Annotated in this window: 20 protein-coding genes; 15 read left to right on the forward strand and 5 right to left on the reverse strand. The window is 30.7% G+C overall.

Going from position 1 to position 20,073, the window contains the following annotated elements; all coding sequences use genetic code 11:
- Nucleotides 1-43: 43 nt before the first annotated feature.
- Genes htpG through ELQ09_RS07210 form a run of 4 tightly spaced genes read left to right on the forward strand, consistent with a single transcriptional unit; the run spans nucleotide 44 to nucleotide 4,391 of the window.
- Nucleotides 44-1,870 (forward strand): molecular chaperone HtpG, encoded by a 1,827-nt coding sequence (gene htpG / locus ELQ09_RS07195; RefSeq protein ID WP_070316894.1) that lies wholly within the window; start codon nucleotides 44-46, stop codon nucleotides 1,868-1,870.
- Entirely contained in the window at nucleotides 1,867-2,184 is a 318-nt protein-coding gene (locus ELQ09_RS07200; RefSeq protein ID WP_002870957.1) for a rhodanese-like domain-containing protein, read from the forward strand. Before htpG ends, ELQ09_RS07200 begins: the two co-directional genes overlap by 4 nt.
- Complete coding sequence (locus ELQ09_RS07205) at nucleotides 2,184-2,618, forward strand: hypothetical protein (protein ID WP_002893739.1); 435 nt, start codon at nucleotides 2,184-2,186, stop codon at nucleotides 2,616-2,618. Before ELQ09_RS07200 ends, ELQ09_RS07205 begins: the two co-directional genes overlap by 1 nt.
- A gap of 3 nt (nucleotides 2,619-2,621) precedes the next feature.
- Nucleotides 2,622-4,391 (forward strand): Na/Pi cotransporter family protein, encoded by a 1,770-nt coding sequence (locus tag ELQ09_RS07210; protein ID WP_134263863.1) that lies wholly within the window; start codon nucleotides 2,622-2,624, stop codon nucleotides 4,389-4,391.
- On the opposite strand, the gene ELQ09_RS07215 is transcribed toward ELQ09_RS07210, so the two are convergent.
- From ELQ09_RS07215 to mltG, 5 genes are all read right to left on the reverse strand, one after another.
- Entirely contained in the window at nucleotides 4,388-6,196 is a 1,809-nt protein-coding gene (locus tag ELQ09_RS07215; protein WP_134263864.1) for a penicillin-binding protein 2, read from the reverse strand. The genes ELQ09_RS07210 and ELQ09_RS07215 overlap by 4 nt on opposite strands.
- A gap of 6 nt (nucleotides 6,197-6,202) precedes the next feature.
- On the reverse strand, nucleotides 6,203-6,499 hold the full coding sequence (fliE, locus tag ELQ09_RS07220; RefSeq protein WP_070316891.1) for a flagellar hook-basal body complex protein FliE: 297 nt from the start codon (nucleotides 6,497-6,499) through the stop codon (nucleotides 6,203-6,205).
- A 6-nt stretch (nucleotides 6,500-6,505) separates the two neighbouring features.
- On the reverse strand, nucleotides 6,506-7,000 hold the full coding sequence (gene flgC, locus ELQ09_RS07225) for a flagellar basal body rod protein FlgC (protein WP_002855235.1): 495 nt from the start codon (nucleotides 6,998-7,000) through the stop codon (nucleotides 6,506-6,508).
- Nucleotides 7,001-7,009: 9 nt separating this feature from the next.
- Nucleotides 7,010-7,441, reverse strand: coding sequence for a flagellar basal body rod protein FlgB (flgB, locus tag ELQ09_RS07230; protein ID WP_070316889.1), 432 nt, complete (start codon nucleotides 7,439-7,441; stop codon nucleotides 7,010-7,012).
- 79 nt (nucleotides 7,442-7,520) lie between these two features.
- Nucleotides 7,521-8,522, reverse strand: coding sequence for an endolytic transglycosylase MltG (gene mltG / locus ELQ09_RS07235; RefSeq protein ID WP_052785373.1), 1,002 nt, complete (start codon nucleotides 8,520-8,522; stop codon nucleotides 7,521-7,523).
- Here mltG and ELQ09_RS07240 point away from each other — a divergent pair.
- From ELQ09_RS07240 to ELQ09_RS07290, 11 genes are all read left to right on the forward strand, one after another.
- A complete protein-coding gene (locus ELQ09_RS07240; protein ID WP_134224940.1) occupies nucleotides 8,437-11,001 on the forward strand; it encodes a DUF3971 domain-containing protein in 2,565 nt (854 codons plus the stop codon). The genes mltG and ELQ09_RS07240 overlap by 86 nt on opposite strands.
- Nucleotides 11,002-11,117: 116 nt before the next feature.
- Nucleotides 11,118-13,322, forward strand: a complete 2,205-nt coding sequence (locus tag ELQ09_RS07245) for an NADP-dependent isocitrate dehydrogenase (RefSeq protein WP_134263865.1) — start codon at nucleotides 11,118-11,120, stop codon at nucleotides 13,320-13,322.
- Nucleotides 13,319-14,221: a malate dehydrogenase gene (locus ELQ09_RS07250; RefSeq protein WP_052785375.1), complete on the forward strand. Its 903-nt coding sequence runs from the start codon at nucleotides 13,319-13,321 to the stop codon at nucleotides 14,219-14,221. The genes ELQ09_RS07245 and ELQ09_RS07250 overlap by 4 nt, the downstream gene beginning before the upstream one ends.
- Nucleotides 14,222-15,385, forward strand: a complete 1,164-nt coding sequence (gene sucC / locus ELQ09_RS07255; RefSeq protein ID WP_052782882.1) for an ADP-forming succinate--CoA ligase subunit beta — start codon at nucleotides 14,222-14,224, stop codon at nucleotides 15,383-15,385. It abuts the gene before it with no gap.
- Between the two features lie 9 nt (nucleotides 15,386-15,394).
- Nucleotides 15,395-16,264, forward strand: a complete 870-nt coding sequence (gene sucD, locus ELQ09_RS07260; protein ID WP_052782881.1) for a succinate--CoA ligase subunit alpha — start codon at nucleotides 15,395-15,397, stop codon at nucleotides 16,262-16,264.
- Nucleotides 16,265-16,277: 13 nt separating this feature from the next.
- Nucleotides 16,278-16,589, forward strand: coding sequence for a 4Fe-4S binding protein (locus tag ELQ09_RS07265; RefSeq protein ID WP_052782880.1), 312 nt, complete (start codon nucleotides 16,278-16,280; stop codon nucleotides 16,587-16,589).
- Between the two features lie 8 nt (nucleotides 16,590-16,597).
- Nucleotides 16,598-17,722: a 2-oxoglutarate synthase subunit alpha gene (locus tag ELQ09_RS07270; RefSeq protein ID WP_002921590.1), complete on the forward strand. Its 1,125-nt coding sequence runs from the start codon at nucleotides 16,598-16,600 to the stop codon at nucleotides 17,720-17,722.
- Nucleotides 17,723-18,568, forward strand: a complete 846-nt coding sequence (locus tag ELQ09_RS07275; RefSeq protein WP_002854895.1) for a 2-oxoglutarate ferredoxin oxidoreductase subunit beta — start codon at nucleotides 17,723-17,725, stop codon at nucleotides 18,566-18,568.
- The gene (locus ELQ09_RS07280) at nucleotides 18,565-19,122 is read left to right on the forward strand and encodes a 2-oxoacid:acceptor oxidoreductase family protein (protein WP_002870949.1); all 558 of its coding nucleotides are present in this window, start codon (nucleotides 18,565-18,567) and stop codon (nucleotides 19,120-19,122) included. Before ELQ09_RS07275 ends, ELQ09_RS07280 begins: the two co-directional genes overlap by 4 nt.
- 138 nt (nucleotides 19,123-19,260) lie before the next feature.
- A complete protein-coding gene (locus tag ELQ09_RS07285) occupies nucleotides 19,261-19,524 on the forward strand; it encodes a DUF2018 family protein (RefSeq protein WP_052782879.1) in 264 nt (87 codons plus the stop codon).
- 2 nt (nucleotides 19,525-19,526) lie between these two features.
- The gene (locus ELQ09_RS07290; protein ID WP_096702589.1) at nucleotides 19,527-20,063 is read left to right on the forward strand and encodes an exporting protein; all 537 of its coding nucleotides are present in this window, start codon (nucleotides 19,527-19,529) and stop codon (nucleotides 20,061-20,063) included.
- Nucleotides 20,064-20,073 lie beyond the last annotated feature (10 nt).

Consider the following 20,073-nt stretch of genomic DNA (forward strand, 5'->3'; position numbering starts at 1 on the left):
TTTTGCTAAAATACCACTTTAAAAAATCACAAAGGAGACTAAAATGCAATTTCAAACCGAAGTAAATCAGCTTTTACAGCTTATGATACACTCTTTATATTCTAATAAAGAAATTTTTTTAAGAGAACTTATTTCAAACTCAAGTGATGCTTTAGATAAGCTTAATTTTTTAAGCGTAAGTGATGATAAATATAAAAGCTTAAAATTCGAACCTAAAATTGAAATCAAAATTGATAAAGATAAAAAAACTTTAAGTATTAGTGATAATGGTATAGGTATGGATAAAGATGATCTTATCAACAACCTTGGAACCATAGCAAAAAGCGGTACTAAAAGCTTTTTAGAAAATTTAAGCGGTGATGCTAAAAAAGATTCTCAACTCATAGGACAATTTGGAGTAGGTTTTTATTCTGCTTTTATGGTGGCTAGTAAAATCGAAGTTTTAAGCAAAAAAGCTTTAGATGATAAAGCTTATCTTTGGAGTTCTGATGCAAATGGTTATGAGATTGATGACGCAAGCAAAGAAGAACAAGGCACAAGCATTACTTTATACTTAAAAGATGATGAGTTTGCTAATACTTATAAAATCGAAAGCATTATAGAAAAATATTCCAATCATATTCAATTTCCAATTTTCATGGAAAAAGAAGAATTTACTCCTGCTAAAGAAGGCGAAGAAGAAGGAAAAACTGAACTTAAAATTTCTCAAATCAATAAAGCCAATGCTTTATGGAGAATGCAAAAATCAAGCCTTAAAGCAGAAGATTATGAAAGATTTTATGAGCAAAATTTTCATGATTCAAACAAACCTTTATTTTATCTTCACACTAAAAGTGAAGGAAAATTAGAATACAATTCTTTATTTTTCATACCACAAAATGCACCTTTTGATTTATTTCGTGTGGATTATCAAAGTGGCCTAAAACTTTATGTAAAACGTGTATTTATCAGTGATGACGATAAAGAACTTTTACCAACTTATTTGCGTTTTGTGCGTGGGATTATCGATGTAGAAGATTTGCCGCTTAATGTAAGTCGTGAAATTTTACAAGAAAATCAAATTTTAAAAGGTGTTAAAGAAGCTAGCGTTAAAAAGATTTTAGGTGAACTTGAAAAACTCAAAAACAATGATAAAGAAAAATACTTATCTTTCTTTAAAACTTTTGGTAAGGTATTAAAAGAAGGACTTTATGGTTTTGGCGGAGAAAAAGACAGTCTTTTAAAACTCATGCTTTATAAAAGCACTAAAGGTGAAAATTTACGCTCTTTAGAGGAGTATAAAAATGACCTTCAAGGCGAACAAAAGGAAATTTTTTATATAGCAGGAAATAATGAAAGTTTATTAAGAACTTCTCCTTTACTTGAAGAGTATAAACAAAAAAATATAGAAGTTTTACTTATGGATGATGAGATTGATTCTTTGGTAACTCCTATGCTAGAATTTGAAGGTTTAAAATTTGTAGCCATCAATCAAGTAGAAGATAAAAATGAACTAAGCGATGAAGAAAAAAATATTTTTGCTCCACTTGTAGCTAAATTTAAAGAACTTCTAAAAGATCAAGTTGAAGATGTAAGACTAACCAGTCGTTTAAAAGATAGCCCAAGTTGTATAGTTTATGATAAAAATAAACCTGATTTTGCTATGCAACAACTCTTAAAACAAATGGGTCAAGAGCAAAATTTCAAACCTATTTTAGAAATCAATCCAAAACACGCTATTTTTACAGGTCTTAAAAACAACGAAAATTTTAGTGCAGATATAGCAACACTAGTTTTAAATATGGCAAAACTAAGCGAAGGTATGGGGGTGGATAATCCTGCTGAATTTAATGCAAGTCTTACAAAAATTATCAATAAGGCTTTTTCATGATAGAAAATATCCCTGCAAGTCTTTGGACAAAGCAAGATTTAAACGCATATCAAATTTTTGATGTGCGTACTCCTTTAGAATGGGAAGAAGGTATTTTACCTAATGCGCAATGTGTGGCTTTATATGATAATCAAGGGCTTTTAAATGCTAAATTTTTAGATGAATTTCAAAGCAAAAGAGATGAAAGTAAAAAACTTGCTTTTATTTGTCGTAGTGGCCATAGAAGCATGGTTGCAGCTGAATTTATAGCTGAAAAATTGGGACTTGAAAGCATCAATTTAGATGGCGGAATGCTAGCCCTTAAGGGTTATTAATGCTAGGAATTTATTTACTCATAGCAGCTTTGTCTTTTTTAGCTCTTTATTTTGCTGTTAAAAAGCTTACTTTAAATATAGACGAGCAAACCCTTTTAGAGCCTATTAAAATGGATGTTTATCCGAAATTTTGCGATTTAATCGATGAAAAAATCAGAGAATTTAAAGAAAATGTCCAAAATACTAATTTAGCATTAAAAAATTCTGATCAAAAAGATGAATTTTTAGAAAAACTTGGGGATTTAAGCAGAGAGTTGACTTTCATACAAACCATGAATTTAAGCAATAAAAACGATAGTATCTGGCAAAATGAACTTTTTTCTTTTTTAAAGGAATTAGAAAATTTATTGCTTGAGTATCTAGAAAAAGGCGAAGAAGAAGCCGAAAATTTAAGAGAATTTCTGATGAATGAATTTGAAAAACTAAAAGGTTAGGCATTGCAAGAGGAAAGAAATTCTTTAAAATATTTTAAATTTATTTCATGGAGTATTTTTACTTTAGTTCTGATTTTTATTTTAATTCGTTATGACGAGCTTGCCAATCTTTTAGCAGGAGTGGCAATACTTCTTATTGGAATGACTAATTTAGGTATAGGTTTTAAAGCTTTTAGTGGTGGTTTGCTTGAAAAAATTTTAGCGAAGTCAACCGATACAAAGATAAAAAGTATACTTTTTGGTACTTTAAGTACTTTAATTATGCAATCTTCAACTTTAGTTTCTATTATTACGATTTCTTTTTTGAGCGCAGGGCTTATTTCTTTGGGTGCGGGCATAGGGATTATTTTTGGAGCAAATTTAGGAAATACGACAAGTTCTTGGCTGATTGTTGGTTTGACAAATATTAAAATTTCAATGCTAGCTATCCCACTTTTGATTATTGGAGTATTATTTTTCTTTCAAAAAGATAGTGTTTTAAAAGGTTTAGGTAATATTTTTATTGGTATAGGATTTTTCTTTTTGGGTGTGGATTATATTAAAAGTGGTTTTGAAAATTTTAAACATATAATTGATCTTTCTCGTTTTGATTTTGCTGGGTTTAAAGGAGTTTTTGTTTTTTTAGGATTAGGTGCTTTGCTTACAGGAGTTATACAATCAAGCACAGCTACAATGGCTATTATTGTCGCTGCTTTACTTGCAGGACAAATCAGTTTGGAAAATTCCTTAGCAGCAACTTTAGGCACTAGTGTTGGAGGAGTTGTAACGGCTGTTTTAGCTTCTTTAAGTACCAATATTGAAGGAAAGAAATTAGCGTTTGCAAATTGTATTTTTAATTTTGGTATAGCTTTTTTAATAGTGCTTATTTTTCCTTATTTTATACATTTTCTTAATTTTTTATCCATTGTATTAAACATAGAAGATATAGCTTTGAAAGTAGCATTATTTCACACTTTGTTTAATTTAATTGGTGTTGTGCTTTTTTCATTCTTTACTCCTCAAATTGTTCTTTTTTTAAATAAGATAGTAAAAGCTCCTAAAGATAAGAATAAAGACAAGCCTTTATATCTTGATAGTAGTTTGGTTAAGTTTAGTGACACAGCCATCGAAGCTTTAAGGAAAGAAAGCGAGCATCTTTATAACAATACCTATGCAATTGTTGCTCATGCTATAGGTTTTAGTCGTAAAGATATACAAAGTGATAAAAGTTTTAAAGAAATTTTAGAAAATAAAAAGTGGTTTAGTAAAAATGTGGATTTGGACTATTTGTATCAAACTAGGATAAAGGTTCTTTTTGAAGCTATTATCGATTTTTCAACTAAAGCACAAGTTTATATTAACGATGAAACAAAGAATCATAAAATTTTTACCTTTAAGATGGCAGCTAAAAATTTAGCCGAAACAACTAAAAATTTAAAAATTATCCAAGCAAATATTAAGAAATATTCTAGTTCTTCTAATGAATTTTTGGCTTTAGAGTACAATAAAATTAGATCGAATTTAGGAGAGCTTTTAAGAAGTATTGAAGAGCTTAGAGTGGTTGAAGATCGTGAAAAGCTTTATTTGATTATTAAAAATCTTCAAAAAGGAAAAGAAATTTTAAAAGAAATCGATACTTTAACCTTGAGCAATGTTGAACATCTTATTGCAGTAAGAAAAATCACAACAGCTGAAGGAATTTCAATACTTAATGATACAACTTTTACTGCTAAGATTGCTGAAGAACTTATAGGTGCTGTTGAGGTGATATTTTCTAAAGATATATCAAACTAGTTGTTTGTGCTAGTTTGGTTATTGTCTTGTATAAGCGTTAGAAATTCTTCATTGATTAAAATATCAACAACATCTTTAAACATAGGCAAAGCACTTTGTGCAGCATAATAACTATAAGGTTTAGTAGGATGTCTTACGAGAACTCCTATGGTATAGGCGTGATTTAAATCATTTGCAAAACCAAAAAAGGATGCATTGTAGCGATTTGAGGTATAACCTTGTCTTTCGGCTATTCTTGCCGTTCCTGTTTTACCTCCTGCAATAATACCTTGTGTAATTGCCTTTTTTCCTGTTCCTTTTTCTATAACATTTATAAGAACATTTTGCATCGTTTTAGCGGCTTCGCTAGAAAGAATTTTTTCTTTTTTTATATCATCATCAAGATTTGTAAAGCGTCCATTTTGATAGAATTTTTCAGCTAAACGTGGTGTGATATAAAACCCATCATTGTTGAAAACATTATAAGCTGCAAGGAGTTGTATAAAGGTTGTTTTAAGTCCATAACCATAACTTAAAACAGATTTTTCTATATCTCTTAAGCGCTTAGAATTTGGAATTTCTCCTTTTTGTTCATAGGGTAGATCAATACCACTTTTTTCGCCAAATTTAAATATTTTAAGTCCTGATACGATTTCTATATTGTTAAGCCTTTTAGCAATTTGTATCATGCCTATATTTGAAGAATATCTTATAACTTCCTCCATAGTCATTTTGTCCATTTTGTGATCGTCTTTGATGGTGAAACGTCCTAGCTTGTAAGAACCGCCATAAGTATTAATCACTTCATCCATTTTTATTTTACCAAGTCTTAAGGCTGTTGTAAAGATAAAAGGTTTGATAACAGAACCTGCTTCATAGCCGTATTCTATAGCGCTTGCATTAAGAACTGATAGATCTTTTCCACGATTTTGCGGATCATAGCGCCTTGAGCTTGCTAGAGCTAAAATTCTTCCTGTTTTGCTTTCCATTACTCCAACTATGATTTCATTGGCTTTTAAATCCTCATTTCTTTGATCTATAGCTTTCTCTATACTTTTTTGCAGTTTTAAAGAAAGATTTAAATATAAATCACAACCATTGATCTTTTTTTGTTGTAGTGAATTTAGATTTAAAATAATATTTCCACCTATATCTTTAAGTCCTTGAATTTTTTCATTTTGAACAGGACTTAGACATTCATCGTAGTATTTTTCTAAACCTTTAACTCCTATATTTTTTAAAATTCCACTTTCTGGATCTAATATCATTTTGGTATAACCGATAATAGGAGTAAAAGAATCTTTTGACATGTAAATTCTATCTTCTTCATGTTCGATGATATTTAATCCTCTTGTTTCAACTCTTCCAGAGTTGTTTGTAAAAGCTTTGAAAAAACCTTGTATATAAAGTTTTTTAGCAAGGTCTTTAAGATAGCTTGCTTGCTTGGAATCTAAGTTTTGCAAAAGAACAAAATTATAAGAGCGTTTTTTTTGATTTTGCATTCTTTTTTTAATATCTGCTACTTGATCGTTACTTATCCCACTATAAATTTGAAAAAGCTTTAAAAATAGATCAAATTTATCTTTGTTAATACTTCTAAGATCAATTTCAGCGCGATAAATTTGTTTAGAACTTGTGATAGTAAAATTATCTTTAGTTATAATCGATCCTCTTAGAGCAAGAGCGTATTGATCTTTTTCGGTGTTAGGTATATGACGTTTTGATGTAAGAAAAAAAGTAGAGCTGATAAAAATAATCATAAACAAAAGTGCCATGCAGTAGGCAAAGGCAACTTTTGAAACCCTATTTTTTTTATATTCTTGCATTAGGGTTTAAATTTGAGTTCTTGTGATTTCTTTATAAGCACTGATCGCTTTATTTCTTACTTCTAGCATAAATTTCATGCTGCTTTCAGCTTTAGTGATAGCTATAGCTGCTTGATGTAAATCTTTTACTTGTCCTGTGGCAATGTCCGTCATTGCAGCTTCTCCACTTTCTTGTGCTTTATTTAAATCATCGATTTCATTTTTAAGCATCTTGGCAAATTCATCACCAATTCCTCTGGAATTTTGACTTTTGTTGGTATTTGAAATATTATTATTTAATCTTAAATCATTAATATTGTTCATTTTTTATTATCCTCTTAATAAATCAATCGCACTTTGAGCTATAGTTTTTGCACTTGTAAAAGCACTTACATTGGCTTGATAAGCTCTTGTAGCTTCAATTAAATCTGCCATTTCAATAACAGGGTTTACATTTGGATACGCTACATAACCTTCAGCATTTGCATCAGGATGGCTTGGATCATACTTCATACGAAAATCTTTGTCATCTCTGACCACTTTATCCACTACAACACTTTGAATAGCGGGTTTAGCCTCTTCTGGTGAACTTGGATCATTTAAAGGATTTTCATATTTTAAAAAATTATTATCTTTGTTAATTTGCTCATTTAAAAGCTTATCAAAATCTGTTGCTTTAAAGATCACTTCGCGTCTTCTATAAGGCCCACCTTCAGCTGTTCTTGTAGTGTTTGCATTAGCTATATTAGAGCTAATAACATTCATTCTAAAACGTTGAGCACTTAAACCATAACCACTAATATCAAAATCACTTAAGTATGCCATAATTTACCTTTAACTTAATTTAGAGCTTGCATCAAGTATAGAACTAAAGATATTGCTTTGTCTTCTTAAAACTCCATCAAGAGCTGTTATCATAACTGTATTTTTACTCATTTCTGTAGTTTCTACATCTAGATCAACAGTATTTGCATCATTTCTTGCTAAATGACCATCTCTTAAGTAAATAGTAGATTTATTAGGATCAGGGAATTTCCAAGGTTTTTGATGCCCTTCTTCAGTTACAGCTAATTGCAATTCTTTATTGTCATTTTTTTTGAAAATTTCATTTGCACGATTTACCAAAGCTGTTTCAAATTCAATATCTCTTGCTTTATAAAAAGGAGTATCAACATTTGCAAGATTGGCATTGATGAGTTGATTTCTTAGATTTCTACCCGCTAAAGCACCAGTGACTAGTTCTTTTGATTTAAATGGGTTAATCATTTTTTATCCTTTTTATAATTTTTAATATTAACAAGCAAATACCGTTCCAATTTAACTATTTTGTATAAAAATATCAAAATTATTTTCCTTTTTGTAAATTTATGGCTTTATTGTGATCATCTATATTTGTGCTAAAAATATGAACCCCAGTATTTTTATCACGCACAAAATATAAATAATCTGTCTTTAAAGGAAAAATAGCTGCACGAATAGCAGCTAAAGAAACATTGCAAACCGCTTCTTTGGGCAATCCTGTAAATTTATAGGTATTATAAGAGCTATTATCTTGTCTTATTCTTTGTGGGGTAACTTTTACATGGGAGTAAATTCCATAATTTAAAGTTCCATCCATTTGAAGCTTCATACCTTTTTTAAGTCGATTGTAAATTACACTTGCAACTATAGGCATTTCATTTTCATTAGCAGCTTCTTTTTGTATTACAGAAGCGATGATGATATATTGGTGCCATTTTTTTGGATTATAATCACCGAAAATTTTCTCAGAAGTTTTTTTATTGGAAATTTCAGCATAGTTTAAAAGCATTTGAATGAGTAGATTTTCTGTAATGCCTTTTGGGATTTTATAAGTTTCTGGTAAAAAAACTCCTTCATCATAAGGAGCTTGAGCTTGAAATTCTTTTAAAAGTATATCTTTATCAAGTCCAAGTTGTTTGGCTGCTTGTTCTAAAAAGATTACGCTTGTTTCTCCTGGGATAAGAGTAATGGTTTGAAGTGCTGCTTTAGCAATAGTAAGTTTATGTAGAAATTCAGCCCTATTTAAATCTTTAGTACCTATGTTGATCCAGCCTGATTGGGGGTGTCCTAAAAAAAATAAAATATATTTATCAATACTACTCATCTGATATTTATTTTGCTTTAAATATGTTATAATTTGAGAAATTGAACCTTGGGGAATAAATACCACAGAATTGCTTTTTAAAGGCTGAGTTAGATAATAAAAAATCCCCAAAAACAATATCAAAAAGAAGTTGCGTATGAAAAAGAAAATTTTATATATTGTTGTATTTTTTGTTGTGTTTATATTAGCTTTGTTTATAGTGCTTAAAAATGGGATTGTCATCTCTAGTATCCAATTTGATTTTTTAAAATTAGAACAATTATATATTAAATTAGATAAAAAATTAATTGTACGAGCAAAAAATATCACTATAAATGAGACTCAAAATTCCGAAATTTCATCACAAACTCACTCTTCTGATAATGCTTCAACAGAGATTTTAAAAATAACAAAAAATTTAAAATATCTATATACTTTTGTTGAAGAGATTGATATACAAAATTTAAATATAGAAGATAATCATGTGCGTATTTTATTTAAAGATAATGAATTTTTTATAGATAATGATTTATTATTTTTAAAATTAACATTACAGCGTCAAAATAAAGAACTTATAGCTGATATTAAAAAACTTTTATTAAAAGATTATGATTTAAATATTGATGGAAATTTAAGTATCAATACTAAGAGCGAGTTTTATTATTTTCAAGGTAGAGCAAGCGGAGAATTGCTTGACTTTAACGCAAGTATCTCTTACAAAGATAAAAATTTAGCTTATAAAATAGAAGATTTAAACATTAGAAATATTACGGAAATTTTTAAAAGAGTTAATAAAAGAATAGAACTTCCGCAGAGTTTAAATCTCTGGGTGGCATATAAGGCTAAGGGAGAATTTTATCATTTGGATTATTTGCAGGGCTTTATAGATTTTGCTAAAAATAATTATTATTTAGATAATATTAACGCATCAGGTTATGTTAATAATGTCAAAGTTCGTTTGGATGATAAAATGAATGCTATTGAAATTCCAAAACTCGATTTAAATTTAAACAAACAAAAACTTGATTTTGTTTTTAATAAAGCTTTCTATAATGGTGCTGATTTAAGTTCTAGCAAGGTTTATCTATATGATTTGTTCGATGAAAAAAAAGCTGGGATTTATTTGCGTATTAAGTCTGGTAATCTAAAATTTGATGAAAAACTTGCTAAAGCTTTAGAGGATTATCATTTTTCATTACCTTTTTATCAAAAAAGCGGAAAAATTAAAAGTGATTTGGAGCTTAAAATTGATTTTCATGATAAGGGTGAAATTTCTTATAGTGGTATTTTAGCTTTAGAGAATGCTAGTATTTCTTTGGCTGATTTTAATATTACAAAAGCATTTGTAATATTAAATCAAAATGATTTAAATATAGAAAATGCTAGTGTTAAAAATAGCTTTTTAGAGGCTGATTTTAATGCTAAATTTGACTTACAAAAACAGCAAGGAAATTTCAATACTCAGATTTCAAGGCTTTATTTTGATAATGGAGAGCTTTTAGATTTAAAAAATCAAAATGTAGAAGTAAAATTAGATTATTCGCAAAATGTTAACATTAGTATTCCTCAGTGGAATTTGATTTTAAATTTTAAAGATGGATTTGAGGCTAATCTTAATAATCCTAAGATTTTATTTTCATTTTCTCCATTACTTAAAAAGTTTGGGTTTATCGATGCTAAAAATGTTTATTATAAAACTTTAAATTTTAAAGATTTTAATGCAAGCGTTAATGATGCTTATTTTAAAAATAATTTACTTATCAACGGTCAAACTCCTTATGAAAATGATAGCTTTGATATTGTAAAAAATAAGGGCATTATCGAAATTCATACTCAAAGTGATACAGCAAGTGCTAAAATAAGTTCTGATAATAAAGAAATTCATTTAAAAAATTTAAGTTATATTTATAGAGAAGATTCTTCAAATTCAACATTTGATATTTCTACTAATACCCAAAATATTAGTTTTGGTGGAGCAAATGTAGCTTTAATTTTGCCAGATTCTAATAAAACTTTGGCTTTTGATAGGGTAGAGGCTGATTTAAAAGGCAATGCTTTGGATCTTAAAGGTTCTAGAGGAAATGCAAAATTTGATCTTTATTATTCTTCTAATGATTTAAATTTAAACATTAGCAATATTGATGATAATTATTTAAATGAATTTTTGCAAAAACAAGCTGTTCAAGATGGAGTATTTAACTTAAGTATAAAAGGAAGTGGATTGGAGTATTTTGATGGACAGATCGATTTTAAAAATACTTATGTGAAGGATTTAAAAGGTATAAATCAGCTTATTTCCTTTATCGATACTGTACCAAGTTTATTAATGTTTAAATCTCCAACTTTTAATCAAAAAGGTTTAAGCTTACATGATGGAAAGATTATTTTTAATAGAAAAAAAGATCTTTTGAGTGTTTCGGCTATTAATTTAAATGGCGATAGTGTAGATATATATGGTTTAGGATCAGCAAATTTAAGATTAAATACAGTGGATTTTAGCTTAGAGCTTAAAACTTTAAAATCAGCTTCAGAAGCTATATCCAAGGTTCCAATTTTAAATTATGTAATTTTAGGTAAAAATCAAGAAATTAGCACAAACTTAAAAATAGATGGAAGTATAGATGACCCTAAATTTCATACCGAAATTTTAACAGACACTCTAAAAACTCCTTTTAATCTTATTAAAAATATCATACAACTTCCTGCTAATTTACTTAATTAAAAATATTTAAAGTTTGTTTGAAAACTAAAACAAACTTTAAACTTACTCTTGCATTTTTTTTTATTTGTAATATACTTAAAAATGAAAATAAAAATAAGTATTTTAAAGGACTAAAAATGCAAATTACTTATACCTTAACAGATGAGTCGCCAGCTCTTGCGACTTATTCGTTTTTACCTATAGTGAAAGCTTTTTTAAGTAGGGCGCATATAGGAGTAAAAACCTCAGATATTTCTTTATCTGGAAGGATTTTAGCTACCTTTAGCGAGTATTTAAAAGAGGAACAAAGATGTGAAGATGCTTTGGAGCTTTTAGGCGAGCTTGTAAAAAGATCAGATGCAAATCTTATTAAAACTCCAAATATTTCAGCTTCTATTCCTCAGCTTAAGGCAGTGATTAAAGAATTGCAAGATAAGGGTTACATGTTACCAAATTACCCAGATGAGCCAAAAAATGATGAAGAATTGCAAATTAAAACAAAATATCAAAAAGTTTTAGGTTCAGCGGTTAATCCTGTGTTAAGACAAGGAAATTCAGATCGTCGTTCAACAAAAGCGGTAAAAGACTATGCAAAAAACAATCCTTATCGTGTGGTTGAGTTTAATCCAAACTCAAAAACTCGTGTTTCTTACATGAAAGAGGGGGATTTTTTCTCTAATGAAAAAGCGGTTTTAATCGATCAAGATTGTGTGGCTAATATAGAATTTACAAGTATTGATGGTAAAAGTGAAATTTTAAAAGAGGGTTTAAAGCTTGAAAAAAATGAAATTTTAGATGCTACTTTTATGGATGTGCAAAAACTTCAGGAATTTTATGCAAAAGAAATTAAAGCAAGCAAAGATGATGATGTGCTTTTTTCTTTGCATTTAAAAGCTACAATGATGAAAGTAAGCGATCCTATACTTTTTGGTTATGCGGTAAAAGTATTTTTTAAAGAATTATTTATCGAATTTCAAGATGAATTTGAAAAATTAGGTATTAATCCAAATAATGGTTTAAGTGAGCTTTTAAGTAAGATCGAAAATTCAAGCAAAAAAGATGCAATTTTAAAAAAATACAATGAAATTTTAGCTAAATCTGCTGATATTTCTATGGTAAATTCAGATAAAGGCATTACAAATCTTCATGTTCCAAGCGATGTTATCGTTGATGCTTCTATGCCTGCAATGCTTAAAAATGGCGCAAGATTGTGGGATAAGGAAGGTGAGGAAAGAGATACAAATGCCGTAATTCCTGATCAAACTTACGCAACTATTTATGAGGCGGTTATTGAAGATTTACATAAAAATGGCACTTTAAATCCTTCAAAACTTGGCAGTGTATCTAATGTAGGCTTAATGGCTAAAAAAGCTCAAGAATACGGTTCTCATGATAAAACTTTTGTGGCTAAGGAAGAAGGGACTTTTAAAATAGTTTCTAACAGTAAAGTTTTATTAGAACATAAGGTTAGAAAGGGCGATATTTATAGAGCTAATCAGGCTAAATTTGATGCGGTGTTAAATTGGATTGATTTAGGTATAGAAAGATCAGAACTTAGTGGAGCCGAGGCCATTTTTTGGTTAGATAGCAAAAGATCTAGTAATAAAATCATGATAACTTTGGTACAAAATCGTTTAAAAGAAAAGGGTAAAAATATAGCTATTTTAGCTCCAAAAGAAGCTTGTTTAAGAAGTTTAGAGTTAATCCGAGAAGGTAAAGATGTTATTTCTATCACGGGTAATGTTTTAAGGGATTATTTAACTGATCTTTTTCCTATTCTAGAGCTTGGAACAAGTGCAAAAATGCTTTCTGTTGTGCCTATGTTAAATGGTGGAGCTATGTTTGAAACAGGAGCAGGGGGTTCAGCACCTAAACAAGTAGAACAATTAGTCGAAGAAAATCATCTGCGTTGGGATAGTTTGGGTGAATTTTTGGCCTTGCAAGCAAGTTTGGAATTTTATGCAAATAAATGTAGCAATCATAAAGCTAAGGTTTTGGCGGAATGTCTCGATGAGGCTATAGGCGAATGGCTTGAAAATAATAAAGCTCCATCAAGAAAAGTTAAAGAAGATGATAATAGAACAAGTCATTTTTATTTAGCAATGTATTTTGCAAATCATTTAGCAAGACAAGCAAGTGATATGGAGCTTCAAAGCTTTTTTAAAGATATTGCCCTAGAGCTTTCTTCTAATGAAGAAAAAATCAGAGCTGAATTTAACGATGCACAAGGTGTGAAAGTGGATTTGGGTGGGTATTATAAATTTGATGATGAAAAAGCAAATAAAATTATGCGCCCAAGTGCAACTTTTAACGCTATTTTAGAAAAAATAGGACAAAGATGAAAATCACTATTATAGGGGCTGGCAATGTAGGCTCAAGCGTAGCTTATGCTTTGATTTTAAGAGAGATAGCAAATGAAATTGTTTTAGTAGATATCAATGAGGATTTACTTTATGCAAAAGAACTAGAGCTTACTCAAAGCATAGCTGCTTTAAATTTAAATATAGATTTACTTTGCACTAAAGATTATACTTATACTAAAAATTCAGATATAGTGCTTTTTAGTGCAGGTTTTGTTAGAAAAGATGGGCAAAGTAGAGAAGAATTGCTTCAGTTAAATACAAGTATTATGCTTGATTGCGCTAAAAAAATTAAAGATTTTACAGAAGATCCACTTTTTATTATTTTAACCAATCCTGTGGATTTTCTACTTAATACTCTTTATGAAAGCGGAATTTTTTCATCAAAGAAAATTATAGCCATGGCAGGAGTTTTAGACAATGCAAGATTTAAGTATGAGCTTGCCAAAAAACTTAATGTCAAAATGTCAAGCGTGGATACAAGACTTATTGGTTTTCATAATGATGATATGGTTTTGGTAAAATCTTACGCAAGTGTTAAAAATAAAAATATAAGCGAATTTTTAAATGAAGAAGAATTTGATGATTTGGAAAATGAAGTTAAAACAGGTGGAGCTAAAGTAATCAAACATCTTAAAACTTCAGCTTATTTAGCTCCCGCTAGTGCTTGTATAAGAATGCTTGAGTCTATAAGAAGTGGAGAGTTTTTACCTATGAGTGTGATTTTACATGGAGAATTTGGAGTGCAAAACAAAGCCTTAGGAGTGATGGCAAGATTAGGACTTGAAGGTGTGATTGAAATCATGAGATTAGATCTTAGTTTGCAAGAAAAAGACAAATTAGAAAAATCTTTAATCAAATATCAATATAAAGGAGAATAAATGAACATACATGAGTATCAAGCAAAAGCAATTTTTGCAGATAATGGTATCCCTACCTTAAAGGGAAAAGTTGCATTTAGCGTAGATGAAGCTGTGGCTAATGCTAAAGAATTAGGTGGTAGTGTTTGGGCAGTTAAAGCTCAAATTCATGCAGGAGGTCGTGGTCTTGGTGGTGGTGTAAAAATCGCTAAAAATTTAGATGAGGTAAAAGATTACGCAAGTAAAATTTTAGGAATGAATTTGGTAACTCATCAAACAGGAACTGAAGGTAAGCTCGTGCAAAAACTTTATATAGAAAGTGGTGCTAATATAGTAAAAGAGTATTATTTGGCTATTTTATTTAATAGAATGGCAGAGCAAATTACCATTATCGCTTCAAGTGAAGGAGGGATGGATATAGAAAAAGTAGCCAAAGAAAGCCCTGAAAAAATTGCAAAAGTAGGCATTGATCCACAAATTGGATTTAAAATGTTTCATGGACTTGAAGTAGCGAGATTTTTAGGACTTGATAAAGATGAAGGCAAAAAACTCATTTCCATGATAGCTAAACTTTATAAGCTTTACATGGATAAAGATATGAATATGCTTGAAATCAATCCTTTAATTAAAACTGCAGAAGGGGATTTTTATGCCCTTGATGCAAAATGCAGTTTTGATGATAGTGCACTTTATCGTCATCCTGAAATTGCTGAACTTAGAGATATTACCGAAGAAAATCCTGCTGAAAGAGAAGCGGCTGAATTTGGTTTAAGCTATGTGAAATTAGATGGAGATGTAGCTTGCATGGTAAATGGCGCGGGTTTAGCAATGGCAACTATGGATATTATTAATTATAGCGGTGCAAAACCTGCAAATTTCTTAGATGTAGGTGGGGGAGCTTCTCCTGAAACTGTTGCAAAGGCTTTTGAAATCATTTTAAGAGATAAGAATGTAAAAGTTATATTTATCAATATCTTTGGCGGTATTGTTCGTTGTGATAGGATAGCAAATGGAATTTTAGAAGCTACTAAGAATGTTGAGGTAAATATTCCAATTGTAGTGCGTCTTGATGGTACTAACGCAGCAGAAGCAAAGACAATTTTAGATAATTCAAATCTTAAAAATATCAAAGCAGCAACCAATCTTAAAAACGGTGCAGAGCTTGTAAAAAGTTTAGTAGGATAAGGATGGAAAATGAGTATATTGGTTAATAAAAATACAAAAGTAATAGTTCAAGGTTTTACAGGTAAAGAAGCAACTTTTCACGCTGAGCAATGCATGGCTTATGGTACAAATATAGTTGGAGGTGTTACTCCTCATAAAGGTGGACAAACTCATTTAGGTAAACCAGTTTTTGATACTGTTGCAGATGCGGTTAAAGCAACAAAGGCTGATGTGAGCTTGATTTTTGTGCCTGCTTTTGCTGTGGGTGATAGCGTGGTTGAAGCAGCTGATGCTGGTATTAAGCTTGCAGTTGTAATCACAGAGCATACGCCTGTAAAGGATATGATGTTTGCTAAGCAATATGCTAATAAAAAGGGTATGAAAATCATTGGGCCAAATTGTCCAGGTATTATCACTTCTGAAGAATGTAAGTTAGGTATTATGCCAGGTTTTATTTTTAAAAAAGGTTGCGTGGGGCTTATTTCAAAAAGTGGAACTTTAACTTATGAAGCTGCTAATCAGGTAGTTCAAGGTGGTTATGGAATTTCTACTGCAGTAGGAATTGGCGGTGATCCTATTATAGGTCTTGCTTATAAAGAACTTTTAAGTGAATTCCAAAAAGATGATGAAACTAGGGCTATTGTAATGATAGGTGAAATTGGCGGTAGTTTGGAAGTGGAAGCAGCTAAATTTATTAAAGAAAATATTAGCAAACCTGTGGTAGCATTCATTGCAGGTGCAACTGCTCCAAAAGGTAAAAGAATGGGGCATGCAGGTGCCATAGTAGGAAGTGCTGATGAAAGCGCTGCAGCTAAAAAAGAAGCTTTAAAAAGCTATGGAATTCATGTGGTGGATTCTCCGGCTTTAATTGGTGAAGAAATTCAAAAAATATTAGGTTAATAAAGGAAAAAACATGAGTATGACAGCTCCAAAAGATACACCTGTTTGGGTAGATGAGTATAGATGTAAAGCATGCAATATTTGTGTTAGCTATTGCCCCGCTGGGGTTTTAGCTATGCGCGATGATGTGCATGCAGTTTTAGGACAAATGATAGAGGTAGTACACCCTGAATCCTGTATAGGCTGTACCGAGTGTGAGACACATTGCCCTGATTTTGCTATTATGGTGGCAAAAAGAGATGAATTTAAATTTGCCAAACTTACTGCTGAGTCTAAAGATAGAGCTGTAGCCGTAAAAAATAACAAATACAAAAAATTAGCATAGGAAAAATAATGAGAGAAGTTATAGCAACAGGTAATGTTTTAATCGCCAAAGCTGCGATTGATTGTGGATGTAAATTTTTTGGAGGCTATCCTATTACCCCTAGTAGTGAGATAGCTCATGAATTAAGCCATATGCTTCCTGCAAATGATGGAACTTTTATACAAATGGAAGATGAAATTTCAGGTATTAGTGTGGCTATTGGTGCGGCAATGAGTGGAGTAAAATCCATGACTGCAAGCAGTGGTCCTGGAATTTCTTTAAAAGCAGAGCAAATAGGACTTGCATTTATTGCCGAAATTCCACTTGTGATTGTAAATGTTATGAGAGGTGGTCCTTCAACAGGTCTTCCAACCCGTGTAGCACAAGGAGATTTGTTTCAGGCTAAAGCACCAACTCATGGGGATTTTGCAAGTATTGCTATTGCTCCTGCAAGTCTTGAAGAAGCTTATACAGAAACCATTAGAGCGTTTAATTTAGCTGAAAAATATATGACTCCAGTATTTTTACTTATGGATGAAACTGTAGGGCACATGAATGGTAAAGCGGTTTTACCTGATTTAAAAGATATTAAAGTGTATAACCGTAAAAAATTTGAAGGAGATAAAAAGGATTACAAACCTTATGCAGCAGGAGAAAATGAGCCTGCAACTTTAAATCCTTTCTTTACAGGTTATCGTTATCATGTTACAGGACTTCATCATGGAGATATAGGTTTTCCAACTGAAGATGGAGTTATAGTGAAAAAAAATATGGAAAGACTCATAGGTAAAATAAAAAACAATCAAGAAGATATTTGTGCTTATGAAGAGTATATGCTTAATGATGCTGAATTTTTAATCATTGCTTATGGAAGCGTAAGTCGTTCAGCAAAAGAAGCTATACAAAGATTAAGAGAACAAGGGATTAAAGTGGGACTTTTCCGTCCAATTACTCTTTATCCAGTGGCTGAGAAAAAAATTGCTGAAGTTGTAAGCAAATTTAAAAAAGTAATGGTAAGCGAGCTTAATATGGGACAATATCTTGAAGAGATTGAAAGAGTAACTTCGCGTCGCGATTTTATTAGCTTACACCGTGCAAATGGTCGTCCTATCACTCCAAGTGAAATTATTGCTAAGGTAAAGGAGAATATATAAATGGCTTTTAATTATGATGAATATCTAAGAGTAGATAAAATGCCTACTCAGTGGTGCTGGGGATGTGGCGATGGTGTTGTTTTAAAATGTATTATCCGTGCAATAGAAAAACTTGGTTGGAATATGGATGATGTTTGTCTTGTTTCGGGTATAGGTTGTAGTGGTAGAATGAGTTCTTATGTAAATTGCAATACAGTTCATACTACTCATGGTAGAGCAATAGCTTATGCAACAGGTATTAAATTAGCCAATCCTAGCAAACATGTTATTGTAGTAAGCGGAGATGGCGATACTTTGGCAATTGGTGGAAATCATACCATACATGGTTGTCGTAGAAATATTGATTTAACCCACATTGTGATCAATAACTTTATCTATGGACTTACGAATTCTCAAACAAGTCCAACTACTCCAAAAGGTTTTTATACAGTAACAGCTCAATTTGGAAATATTGACCCTAATTTTGATGCGTGTGAATTAACTAAAGCTGCAGGAGCTTCTTTTGTGGCAAGGGGCAATGTGATTGAAGCTAATAAGCTTGAAAATTTAATTTACAAAGCTTTAGCACATAAAGGTTATAGTTTTGTAGATGTTTTTTCAAATTGTCATATCAATCTAGGCAGAAAAAACAAAATGGGTGAAGCTGTGGCTATGCTTGATTGGATTAAAAACCGTGTTGTAGATAAAGCTAAATTTGAAAGCATGGATTTTGAAGAAAGAAAAGATAAATTTCCAACAGGAATTTTACATGAGGATAATTCTCAGCCAGAATATTGCCATGCTTATGAAGAAGTGCGTCGTGCTGCTAAGGAAAAAAGAATGGTGGATTTAGGAGCTTTAAAATGAAATATCAATTAAGATTTGGCGGTGAAGGTGGACAAGGTGTTATCACCGCAGGAGAAATTTTGGCAGAAGCAGCTATTAAAGAAGGTCGCCAAGCTTTTAAGGCTTCTACTTACACTTCGCAAGTGCGTGGCGGTCCTACTAAGGTAGATATTATCATTGATGATAAAGAAATTTTATTTCCTTATGCTGTAGAAGGAGAGATAGATTTTATGCTTTCAACCGCAGATAAGGGTTATAAAGGTTTTCGTGGGGGTGTAAAAGAAGGAGGCATTATAGTTGTAGAGCCAAATTTAGTACATCCTGAAAGTGAAGATTATAAAAAATGGCAAATTTTTGAAATTCCTATTATTACCATAGCTAAAGATGAGGTAGGAAATGTGGCTACTCAATCAGTTGTAGCACTTGCAATTGCTGCTTATATGAGCAAATGTATAGATTTAGATGTTTTAAAAGAAACTATGCTTCATATGGTTCCTGCAAAAACTCGTGACGCAAATGCTAAAGCTTTTGATCTGGGTGTAAAATACGCTACTCAAGCAAAACCACATTCATAATAAATTCCGCACTATGCGGAATTTAACTTCTAAAATTTTATATATTGCAAATAAAATTTAAATTTTAATTATTTTAATTTAGCTACTTTTAACGATTAAAATTTTATAATCAAAAACTTATATTTTCAAGGAAAATTAATGGATTTTTTTGATGAAATGTTTAATAAAACTCCAAAAGAAAAATTTATAGAAATTATACAAAATGGAAATTTAGGAGCCTTAGAAAAAGTTTTTGAGGAATTTTTTGCTGATCATATTGCCATGATAGAACTTTTAGAAAAACAAGGTTTAACAGAAATGGATGTAAAAAATTTCATATTAGAAAATGGTGATTTCATAGAAGAAAGACAAAATGATATTTATATAGAATTAGGCGCAAAAATTTTAGGACACGAAGGCTAAAATTGTTTAAAATAAGCCCCTATCTAATTTGTATTTTTTTTATTTTTGGTAATGTTTTAGCATCTGAACCAACTTTTGATTATACTTATAAATTTATACTTAAAAAAGATGAGAGAGCTAGTGTGCAGATTAAAGAAATAGGCTATGAAGATAAGGTGCAAAATTTTGATTTTTATTGGACTTTGTTTGATAATACTAATATCATCGTACATTCGAAATTTCGCAAATATCCGCGTCAATTTGTGATGAGTTTAAGAAGAAATTTAGATTGGGTAACTCAAACTTTAATACCTGATTATACCAATCCACATATTGATAGAGCAAGACTGATTTTAGAATTTAGTGGTTATAATAAAGGTTTGGCAACTTTTACAGTTTATATAGAAGATAAGGAATCTCGTTTAATGGTAGAATTTTTAGATCCGAGAAAAAAAGCTTTACAAAATCCACCGCAAAACAATCAGGTTGTTCCTATGATTAATTTTAACAAACCTCAGGTAAAACCATTAACAAACAAAGAAAATAATAATAGCAATTAACAAGGAAAAG

This window comes from Campylobacter sp. CH186, assembly GCF_004378925.1.
Taxonomy (GTDB): domain Bacteria; phylum Campylobacterota; class Campylobacteria; order Campylobacterales; family Campylobacteraceae; genus Campylobacter_D; species Campylobacter_D jejuni.